The organism is Aurantimonas marianensis, from assembly GCF_024195285.1.
GTDB lineage: Bacteria > Pseudomonadota > Alphaproteobacteria > Rhizobiales > Rhizobiaceae > Aurantimonas > Aurantimonas marianensis.
This window is the reverse complement of sequence record NZ_JALHBS010000094.1, coordinates 1-9,940: the sequence shown is the minus strand read 5'-3', so window position 1 is coordinate 9,940 and position 9,940 is coordinate 1. Positions and strand designations below refer to the sequence as shown.

General features: G+C 65.0%; 8 protein-coding genes. 5 read left to right on the top strand and 3 right to left on the bottom strand.

Features of this window, described 5'->3' with window-relative positions; all coding sequences use genetic code 11:
* Positions 1–1,308 (bottom strand): DEAD/DEAH box helicase (locus tag MJ956_RS15195; protein ID WP_253965288.1); only part of this gene is annotated, 1,308 nt, incomplete at its 3' end.
* 148 nt (positions 1,309–1,456) lie between these two features.
* Here MJ956_RS15195 and MJ956_RS15190 point away from each other — a divergent pair.
* From MJ956_RS15190 to MJ956_RS15170, 5 genes are all read left to right on the top strand, one after another.
* Positions 1,457–2,416: an NAD(P)/FAD-dependent oxidoreductase gene (locus MJ956_RS15190; RefSeq protein WP_253965287.1), complete on the top strand. Its 960-nt coding sequence runs from the start codon at positions 1,457–1,459 to the stop codon at positions 2,414–2,416.
* A gap of 123 nt (positions 2,417–2,539) precedes the next feature.
* Complete coding sequence (locus MJ956_RS15185; RefSeq protein WP_253965286.1) at positions 2,540–3,550, top strand: ligase-associated DNA damage response exonuclease; 1,011 nt, start codon at positions 2,540–2,542, stop codon at positions 3,548–3,550.
* 131 nt (positions 3,551–3,681) lie between these two features.
* The gene (locus MJ956_RS15180; protein WP_253965285.1) at positions 3,682–3,936 is read left to right on the top strand and encodes a DUF2188 domain-containing protein; all 255 of its coding nucleotides are present in this window, start codon (positions 3,682–3,684) and stop codon (positions 3,934–3,936) included.
* Positions 3,937–4,208: 272 nt separating this feature from the next.
* Positions 4,209–6,332 (top strand): catalase, encoded by a 2,124-nt coding sequence (locus MJ956_RS15175; protein WP_253965284.1) that lies wholly within the window; start codon positions 4,209–4,211, stop codon positions 6,330–6,332.
* Positions 6,333–6,653: 321 nt separating this feature from the next.
* Positions 6,654–8,693: a cache domain-containing protein gene (locus tag MJ956_RS15170; protein WP_253965283.1), complete on the top strand. Its 2,040-nt coding sequence runs from the start codon at positions 6,654–6,656 to the stop codon at positions 8,691–8,693.
* Here the strand turns inward: MJ956_RS15170 and MJ956_RS15165 are convergent.
* Together MJ956_RS15165 and pgk are read right to left on the bottom strand one after the other, a co-directional pair.
* Entirely contained in the window at positions 8,676–9,401 is a 726-nt protein-coding gene (locus MJ956_RS15165; protein ID WP_256477908.1) for an SGNH/GDSL hydrolase family protein, read from the bottom strand. The two genes, MJ956_RS15170 and MJ956_RS15165, sit on opposite strands and share 18 nt — an antisense overlap.
* A gap of 238 nt (positions 9,402–9,639) precedes the next feature.
* Positions 9,640–9,940 (bottom strand): phosphoglycerate kinase (pgk, locus tag MJ956_RS15160; RefSeq protein WP_253965281.1); only part of this gene is annotated, 301 nt, incomplete at its 5' end.

Genomic DNA, 9,940 nt, shown 5'->3' with positions numbered 1-9,940 from the left:
CTCGTCAAAGAGGGCGTCGGCGCGAAATGGCTCGGCGACGGCCATGCCGAGAACATGCTGGGCGAGAACGTCGAGCGCGCCGTCCCTCAGCGGCGGCGTGTCCTGCGCGCCGAGATAATTGGCGTCGAGCGCCGCCTGGCACTCCATCACCTCGAAGCGGTTGGACGGCACCAGGATCGCCTTCGACGGCTCGTCCATGCGATGGTTCGAGCGGCCGATCCGCTGGGCAAGGCGCGACGCGCCCTTCGGCGCGCCGACATGGACGACGAGGTCGACATCGCCCCAGTCGATGCCGAGGTCGAGCGTCGAGGTCGCGACGACGGCGCGCAGCCTGTTGTCCGCCATCGCCGCCTCGACCTTGCGGCGCTGGGCAACGTCTAGCGAGCCGTGATGCAACGCGATCGGCAGCGTCTCGTCGTTGATCCGCCACAGCTCCTGGAACAGCCGCTCGGCCTGGCTGCGGGTGTTGACGAACAGCAGCGTTGTCCGGTGCGCGCGGATCGCTTCGTAGACTTCCTTCATGGCGTAGGCCGCCCCGTGCCCCTGCCATGGCACGCGCTCCTGCGACTTCAAGATGGTGATCTCCGGTTTGGCGCCGCCCTCGACCGTGATGAGGTCGGCCATTGGCGCGGCGCCGGAGGGCTGCGCCACCAGCCAGCGGCGCAATTCGTCGGGCTCGGCGACGGTTGCCGACAGGCCGATGGTCTTGAGCTCCGGCCGGAGCTTCCGCAATCGCGCCAGCCCGAGCGCCAGGAGGTGGCCGCGCTTCGAGGTGACCAGCGAGTGCAATTCGTCGAAGATCACCGTGCGCAGATCCGAGAAGAAGCCGCGCGCGTCCTTGGCGGCGAGAAGCAGCGCGACTTGCTCCGGCGTGGTCAGGAGAATGTCCGGCGGTTTCAGTTTCTGGCGCTGGCGGCGGACCTGCGAGGGGTCGCCGGTGCGCGTCTCCAGCGACACCTTCAGACCGATCTCGGCGACGGGCCTGTCGAGGTTGCGGCGGATGTCGGTGGCGAGCGCCTTCAGCGGCGAGACGTAGAGCGTATGGACGCCGCGCGGCCGCGTTCCCGGCTTCGTGGGGCCGCGACGGTGAAGATCGACCAGCGAGGGCAGGAAACCGGCGAGCGTCTTGCCGGCGCCGGTCGGGGCGATCAGCAGCACCGAGGCGCCGGCCTCGGCACGTTGCAGAAGATCAAGCTGATGCGGTCGCGGCGACCAGCCGTTTCGCGCGAACCAATCGAGGAACGGAGAGGGAAGTGCGGCAGCCCCGTGGGTCTGCGTGCCGTCAGCGAATTTGCCCTTGGCTGTCATGAGGCCAATCGATACCTCGGAAAGCCGCTCCACCGCAGCTGGCTGGTTCGACGCCGGTTCAGCCGTTGACGTTTTCGAACAGACGGCCATTTCCGCCGTACGTCCGCCCGATCGCCCTCCTTTTCCGCTATCACTGAGAATGCCCCCGATGCCTGCCTTCGATTCCGCCCCCTGTCTCGACTGCCTCGTTATCGGAGCAGGCCCGGCGGGTCTTGCGGCGGCGCTCTACCTTGCACGCTTCAAACGGCGGTTTCTCGTCATCGACGCCGGCGATCCACGGGCCGCCTGGATTCCCACAAGCCATAATATTCCCTTCTTCGAAAGAGGCATCAGCGGCCGTGAGGTCCTGGCGCGCGAGCGCGCGCACGCCCGCCATTACGGAGCGGAGATCGTCGAAGGCAAGGTGGTGCGCCTTGCGAAGCGACAGGATGGCATCTTCCAGGCATGGGTGGAGACGATGCCGACCGCCGAGAGCCGATCCTTCGACGTGACGGCCCGGCGCGTCCTGCTGGCGACCGGTGCCTGTGATGTCGAGCCGGACCTGCCTGACGTGAGCGATGCGGTACGGCGCGGATTGGTGCGCTATTGCCCGATCTGCGACGGCTACGAAGCTCAGCATAAGGCGGTCGCGGTCATAGGACGAGGGGCGCGGGGGCTCGAAGAGGCCGCATTCGTGGCGCGTACCTATTCGCGCGACGTGACCTTCCTCACGCTCGGCACGCCACTGGATATTGATGATGCCGGATGGGCGTTGGCGCGTCAGCACGGGATTAAAATCGTGGAGGAGCCGGTCGGCGAACTCCATGTCGAGGGCGACCGGATTGCCGCCATCCGGCTGGAAAGCGGGGCGGAGCACGGCTTCGACGTCATTTATTCGGCATTGGGGCTGACGCTGCGATCGGATCTGGCCGTGGCGCTAGGCGCGGACCATGACGAGGCGGGTGCGCTCATCGTCGATGAGCACAATCGCACAAGCATCGATGGGCTGTACGCCGCTGGCGCCGTGGTGCGAGGGCTCGACCAGATCGTGGTCGCCATGGGGCACGCGGCCGTCGCGGCCACCGATATCCATAATCACTGCGCGCCTCCAACCCAGGAGGAACCGTAGGGGAGCGCAACAGGAGGTTTGGACGAAGTGAGCTCATGGCGAGCCCTGTCGCCGGAAAACGCGCGCCCACGCCGACCGCCCTGCGCTTCCTCACGGCGCTCACAGCGCTAACTGTCGGCGACGATGAAGCCCGAAGACCTCCTCCGCCCGACGCCCGAAGGGCTGTATTGTCCGCCCGGCGATTTCTACATCGACCCGGTGCGCCCGGTCGCTCGCGCGCTCGTCACGCATGGTCATGCCGATCACGCCCGGCCGGGCAACAACAACGTTCTGGCGACCCGGCAGACCCTCGACATCATGGCCCTGCGCTATGGGGAAAATTTCTGCGCCGAACGGCAGGCCGCCCGACTCGGCGAGACGATCCGGATCGGCGACGTCGCCGTCGGCTTTCATCCGGCCGGGCATGTGTTGGGCTCGGCGCAGATCGCCGTCGAGCACAAGGGCCTGAGGATCGTCGCATCGGGCGACTACAAGCGCCGGCCCGACCCCACATGCGCGGGCTTCGAGCCGGTCGCCTGCGACGTGTTCATCACCGAGGCGACCTTCGCGCTGCCGGTCTTCCGCCATCCGGGCACCGGCGACGAGGTCGCCAAGCTCCTGCAATCGGTCGAGCAGTTCCCCGAGCGGGCCCATCTCGTCGGCGCCTATGCCCTCGGCAAGGCGCAACGCGTCATCAGGCATCTGCGCGAGGCGGGCTACGATGCGCCGATCTACATCCACGGCGCGCTGACGAAACTCTGCGACTACTATCGGAGCCAGGGCGTCGACCTTGGCGATCTCAGACCGGCCACGATCCAAGGCGGAAACAAGGGCGATTTCGCCGGCGCCATCATCGTCGGGCCGCCCTCCGCCTTCGCCGACAAATGGGCGCGGCGGTTTCCCGACCCGGTGTCGTGCTTCGCCAGCGGCTGGATGCGGGTGCGCCAGCGCGCCCGCCAGCGCGGCGTCGAACTGCCGCTGATCATCTCCGACCATTGCGACTGGGAGGAGCTGACGGATACCATCGACGAGATTGCTCCAGCCGAGGTCTGGGTGACACACGGCCGCGAGGAGGCGCTGGTGCGCTGGTGCGAGCTGCGGCAGCTGCGCGCCCGGCCGCTGCATCTGGTCGGCTACGAGGACGAGGCGGAGTAACCAGGCGACTTGACGCCCGGCGCTCGAATCCTTGCTTGGCGTTTTATCCGCCGGGGAACGTGAACGCGGGAACGCATCGGTGTATCGTCACGTTTGCGAATGAGACATTCCGGAAACGCAGGATGGAGTCCATGACCCAGGTTCACTACGAGGTTGTGCAACACGACGGCGGTTGGGCCTATAAGGTCCAGGATGTTCTCTCCGAGACCTTCCCGACCCATGATCGGGCGCTCTATGCCGCTCGGAGCGCGGCGGCGCGCCAGCGCGCGGCGGGCGAGACCATCGGAATCCGCTACGAGGACGCCGACGGCAACTGGCACGATGAAATCGCCAGGGGCGACGACCGTCCGGAGACCGACGTGGAGGATAGCGCCGGTACGCGGTGACTTGCAGAGCCGCGATGATCCATCCCGTGACGGTTCCGGTGGTTGCCGCCGACAACGGCGGGCCGCCATCGCCTTTCCGGGTTTTCACGCGGCGGCAGGGCGCCTCCTTCCCAGAATGCGCGATGCCCCGGACTGCCCGCGAAACGGATAAAAAGCTGGCCGCCCCCTCGCTGCGGAACGCGGGGCGATCTTCGGGGTTAAGGAACGGCACGGTGAGTTCGGATTACCCGTACCTCCGCGCTTGTCATGATCAAACGATATGGGGTGGTGAGATGAGCGAAGGTTCACGCAAGAAGGCCAAAGGCGCGATCGACCTTGGTGGTGTCGAATTCGAGCGCGGCGCGGGAGGCGAAACTCATCAGATCGCCGGTGGCGATGTGCCGGTCTTGACGACGCAGGGCGGCGTCCCGGTCGCCGACGACCAGAACTCCTTGCGGGCGGGGCAGCGTGGGCCAACACTGATAGAGGACCAGCATTTCCGCGAAAAGATCTTCCATTTCGACCACGAGCGCATTCCCGAACGGGTGGTGCACGCGCGTGGATTCGGGGTGCATGGAACCTTCGAGACCTACGAGTCGCTGTCCGACATCACCCGTGCCGACATCTTCCAGCGGGCTGGCGAAAAGACCGACATGTTCGTCCGGTTCTCGACCGTCGCCGGCAACAAGGGCTCGGCCGACCTGGCACGGGACGTGCGCGGTTTCGCATGCCGATTCTATACCAAGGAGGGCAACTGGGACCTCGTCGGAAACAATATCCCGGTGTTCTTCATCCAGGACGCGATCAAGTTCCCTGATCTCATCCATGCCGCCAAGCAGGAACCGGATCGCGGCTTTCCACAGGCGCAGACCGCGCATGACAATTTCTGGGATTTCATTTCGCTTACGCCGGAATCGATCAACATGGCCTTGTGGATCATGTCCGACCGGACCATCCCGCGCTCGTTCCGGTTCATGGAAGGCTTCGGCGTCCACACCTTCCGGATGATCAACGCCGAGGGCAAGTCCACCTTCGTCAAGTTTCACTGGAAGCCCAAGCAGGGCCTACAGTCGGTCGTCTGGAACGAGGCGCTCAAACTGAATGGCGCCGACCCCGATTTCCATCGACGCGACCTCTGGGACGCGATCCAGATGGGCGATTTCCCAGAGTGGGAGCTCGGATTGCAACTCTTCGACGAGAGTTTTGCGGAAAACTTCGATTTCGATGTCCTCGACGCGACCAAGATCATCCCCGAGGAGGAGGTGCCGATCCGCATCGTCGGCAAGATGACGCTCAACCGTTGTGTCGATAATTTCTTCCAGGAAACCGAACAGGTCGCGTTTCAGACTGGCAACGTCGTGCCCGGCATCGACTTCACCAACGACCCGCTGCTGCAGGGACGCAACTTCTCCTATCTCGACACCCAGCTGAAACGGCTGGGCGGACCCAATTTCACCCACATCCCGGTCAATGCGCCGCGCTGCCCCTTCCATCATTTCCAACAGGACGGCCACATGGCCATGCACAACCCGAAGGGTCGGGCGAACTACGAGCCGAACTCGTGGGGCGGCGAAAAGGGTGGGCCACGCGAATCGCCGGAAAAAGGCTTCCCGACCTTTCCCGAGAACATCGCGGGCGAGAAGCGCCGTGTGCGCTCGGAGACGTTTTCCGACCACTACAGCCAGGCACGCCAATTCTATCTGTCCCAGACGGAGACCGAGCAGAAGCATATCTCCGACGCTTTCATCTTCGAACTCTCGAAAGTCGAAACCCCGGCCATCCGCTCGCGCGTCGTCTCCCACCTTTTCAATGTGGATGATGACCTGGCCAGAAGCGTGGGAGAGGGTCTGCGTCTGAAGGAGATGCCGCAGCCCGCCAATGCCGCAAGACCGACCAGGATGGATCTCAAGACATCGCCGAAGCTGTCCATCCTGCTCAACGGGCCGGAAAGCTTCAAGGGGCGCAAGCTGGGCGTGCTCGTTACGGACGGGGTCGACGCGGAGCTGTTCAAGGGGCTGAAAACCGCTGTAGAGGCCGAAGGCGCGATGATCGAGGTCGTCGCCCCCATGGTCGGCGGCGTAAAGGCAAGCGACGGCAGCTGGATCGAGGCCAAGCAGAAGGTCGATGGCGGCCCGTCGTTGCTCTATGACGCGGTCGCGGTACTGGCCAGCAAGGATGGTGCCGATCTGTTGTCCAAGATCGCGCCGGCGAAGGACTTCGTCACCGACGCCTTCGCCCATTGCAAGTTCATTGCCTATTCGCCGGATGCGATGGCCCTGTTCGAAAAGGCCGGCATCGCTTCGGATATGGACGATGGCTGCCTCAAGCTAGGTTCCGCCAAGGACGCGCAGGGCTTCATTGCGACCTGCCGCGCGCTGCGTCATTGGGAGCGCGAACCCAAAGTGAAGGCCGCCTAAGGAGCGCTCACGCCGGATTTTCGGCACTCGCGCCGTCTCGCGGCGATCACCCCGGCGGGCCTGCCTGCCGGGGTCTTGGCGTGGAATCCTTCGAAAGAGGCTCGCTGCAGCTCCGCACGACGTCATTCTCTGGCCCGCACGATGTGGCAAACCCCGCCGCAATCGGTAAGTTGCGCAAAAACCGGGCAGGGGACAGCAACCGTAACCCTGCGGCAGAATCTCAGGGACCTTCGTCAATGACCGTAGGGCAGCCGGCTTGTGGTTCGCCGCGCGCCCGGTCACACTCTCTCCTGTTGCTTGGCGGACGGGAGTGTTGTCAGCATGTGGTCGTGTCGAACGGTTCTCACATCGACGCTGGTGGGCCTGCAGGTCGCCGCGCTGCTGGCCGTTCTCGCGCTGACCTATTTCGCCTCGCAAAACGTGCTTCTATCTTACGCCGAGCAGCTGACCGAACGGGTCGCGCACGACACCACGACCTTCACCGAGAATTTTCTGAACCCCGCCGACGATGCCGCCGCGCTCTCGCAAAGACTGGCCGAACGGGCCGTCGTGAGCACGGACAACCGCGCCATCCTGACGCGTTATTTCTATGAGGTGCTGCGCGCGCGATCGGACTTCGCCGGCATTTTCTACGGCGAGGCGGATGGGTCCTTCGTCTATGTCAGCCGCGACGACACGGTCGAGGGTGCGACATATCGCACCAAATGGATCGAGACCGACCCCGTCCGCTCCGTGCAGCTGGACTATTTCGACGAGGAGTTCCGCCGGGTTTCGCGGCGCAAGGATGAGGCGGACACCTACGATCCGCGCTCGCGCCCCTGGTATGTGAAAGCCGCGGAGGAAAACGAGGTGGTCTGGACCGAGCCCTACATCTTCTTTTCCTCCCAACGTCCGGGAATCACCGTCGCCACGCCCGTCCTGGGCGATGACGGCATGACCATGCGCGGCGCGGTCGGCATCGACATAGAGATCGGTGCGCTCTCGAAATTCCTGGATGGTCTGGAAGTCGGTCAGAACGGTTCGGCGGCGATCGTCTCACAATCCGGCGACGTGATTGCGCATCGCGAGGCGTCGGCCATTCTCGCGCCGGATGGAAAGGGCGGGCAGCGTTTCGCCAAGGTGGCAGAGATCGGTGACCCGGCGCTGGTGCAAGCGGTCTCCAGTCTCCCCGGCGGACTGGAGAGCGTCGCGCCGGGCGAGACGCGGCTCACGCGATTTCAGACGCTCGATGAGAACTGGCGCGGCGCGGTTCGCCGTCTCGCCGGGTCCCGTACGCCATGGGTCGTCGTCACCTATCTGCCGGAAAGCGACATACTGGGGCCGATCCAGCGGGTTCGCGATATCGGACTGGTGGTGGTCGCCATCGTGGCTGCGCTGACGGCAATCTTCAGCGCGTTTCTGGCCGGCGCCCTGACCAAGCCGATCAAGGCCCTGGCCGCGCAGGCGAGCCATATTTCCAAGGGCCGGTTCGACGATACGCCGCTTCCGTCCATGCGGATGAAGGAACTCGCCGATACGGGCCGGGCGATGCGCCGGGCGACGAGCTGGCTGCGGGACTACAAGCGCGAGAACGAGGCGCTGACAGGGCAGCTGCGCGAAGCCGGCCGCGTTCTCGAGCGACGCGTGGAGGAACGGACCGAGCAGCTTGCCCACGCCAATCGGGAACTGGAGGAGGCGAACCGCAACACCAACATGCTGGCGCATGAACTGGACCATCGCGTCAAGAATCTGTTCGCGATCACCTCCTCGCTCGTCTCCTTGGCCGCCAGCCACGCGACCACGCCGCAGGAGGTGGCCGACGAAGCCCGCGGACGGATCAATGCGCTGGCCCGCGCCCACGCCGATACGCAGGGAGCCACTGAGTCGCAGCTGGCGGCAATCGTCAAAAGCGTGCTCGAACCCTATGCTGGAACCGATGACTTCCGGATCAATGTCGCCGGCGATCCCCTGACGGTCTCCAGATCCAACGTCACGCCGATCGGCCTGATCCTTTACGAACTGGCCACCAACGCGGCGAAATACGGCGCTCTCGGCCATCCGGGTGGCGGGGTGGACGTGACCTGGGAACGCGCGGCGAGCGGCGTCGTCACGCTGGTATGGGCCGAGCGGTCGAACACGCCTGCCGTCGATGGGGACGGAACCGTCACGGAACCGGGCGGGTTCGGCTCGATCATGCTGGAAGCCATGGCACACCGACTCCACGCAACGGTCGAGCGTGAGATGACGTCCGGGGGCCTGCGGGTCGCCCTGACCATAAAGGAACTCGAAGATCCGAAGGAGGCACCATCGCCCGCGCCCGATCCGTTGCGATCCTCCACGCGCTCGCCGGATCGGCGCGAGCGTTCAGCCGAGAGCGCCTGAGGTCTCGTCCGTCCGCGAACGATCCCCCAGCACATAGCCGACCAGATGGTTAGCGTAATAGGCATAGCCCTCGATCGAGGCGTGGAAGCCATCGCGGGAAAAGCCCGCCGGCTCGACCCGGGGCAGCGATGTCGACGCGATCGCGCCGCGCTCCACGCACAGCCGCGCGCCCATGCGGCGGATGAGCCGGGCACGCAGTTCCAGCACATGGGCGAGGCCGCGCGGCAGCGCTGGCACGCGCTTGAGGTCGACCGGCGGCGACCAGACGATGCGCGCCTCCGGCCACTTCGCCTTGAGCGCGTAGAGGAGGCCGCCGAAACCCTTCTTGAACTTGCGAGCACCATGAAAATTCTTGGCGTCGTTCGTGCCGATCATCAGGACGATATGGGTAAAGGCCTCGCGCGCGAGATTGGGCACCACATGGTCGCGCCCCTCGGCCGATACGGCGGAGTTGGAGCCAGCGGTCCGCCAGAACACCGAAAGGCCGGTCAGCGCGTAGAGCCGCTCGGCCAGCTTCGGGGCGAGACTGTCGTCGATGTTGGCGACGCCGACACCCGCGGCCGAACTGTCGCCGATGACCAGCAGCCGGATCGCCGCGTCGCGGATCGCCTCGGTGCCGCAAAAGCCGGTGACACTGCCGTCGGGCGGTGGCATGCGCTCGATCCGGCGGCGGGCGGCGATGCCTTGCCAGACGTAGACCGGAAACATTGCCCAGGAGAGAAAGGCGGTTTGAAATGACACGGACAGCCGGGCTCCGCTAATCCTGGTGGATCGAATTTGACATTTGATATCCGTGTGCGGCGGACGCGAAGCCGAATGTCAACTTTCAAAATCCACGAACAGACATATTGTTGCTAGTGAAATCGGATCGATAGGTGTGGTTCGGGGCGGACGATACAGCCCGGCGCTCCGTCTTTCGAGCCCACGGATCGTCACGATTTTCGTTTCAGGCCTTGAGAATTTCGACGCCGGGCAGCGGCTTGCCCTCCATCCATTCCAGAAAAGCCCCGCCGGCGGTGGAGACATAGGTGAAATCGTCGGCAACGCCCGCCTGGTTGAGCGCCGCCACCGTATCGCCGCCGCCGGCAACGGAGGTGAGCTTGCCGGCCCTGGTCCGTTCCGCCGCATGGCGGGCCGCCGCCATCGTCGCCTTGTCGAAGGGCGGGATTTCGAAGGCGCCGAGCGGGCCGTTCCAGACCAGCGTCTTCGCCTTGTCGAGCCAGGCGGTTACCACCTCGACCGTCTTG

Coding starts and splice junctions, on each gene's coding strand:
- MJ956_RS15190 (WP_253965287.1), top strand. CDS start 1,457: ATGCCTGCCTTCGATTCCGCCCCCTGTCTCGACTGCCTCGTTATCGGA.
- MJ956_RS15185 (WP_253965286.1), top strand. CDS start 2,540: ATGAAGCCCGAAGACCTCCTCCGCCCGACGCCCGAAGGGCTGTATTGT.
- MJ956_RS15180 (WP_253965285.1), top strand. CDS start 3,682: ATGACCCAGGTTCACTACGAGGTTGTGCAACACGACGGCGGTTGGGCC.
- MJ956_RS15175 (WP_253965284.1), top strand. CDS start 4,209: ATGAGCGAAGGTTCACGCAAGAAGGCCAAAGGCGCGATCGACCTTGGT.
- MJ956_RS15170 (WP_253965283.1), top strand. CDS start 6,654: ATGTGGTCGTGTCGAACGGTTCTCACATCGACGCTGGTGGGCCTGCAG.
- MJ956_RS15165 (WP_256477908.1), bottom strand. CDS start 9,401: ATGTTTCCGGTCTACGTCTGGCAAGGCATCGCCGCCCGCCGCCGGATC.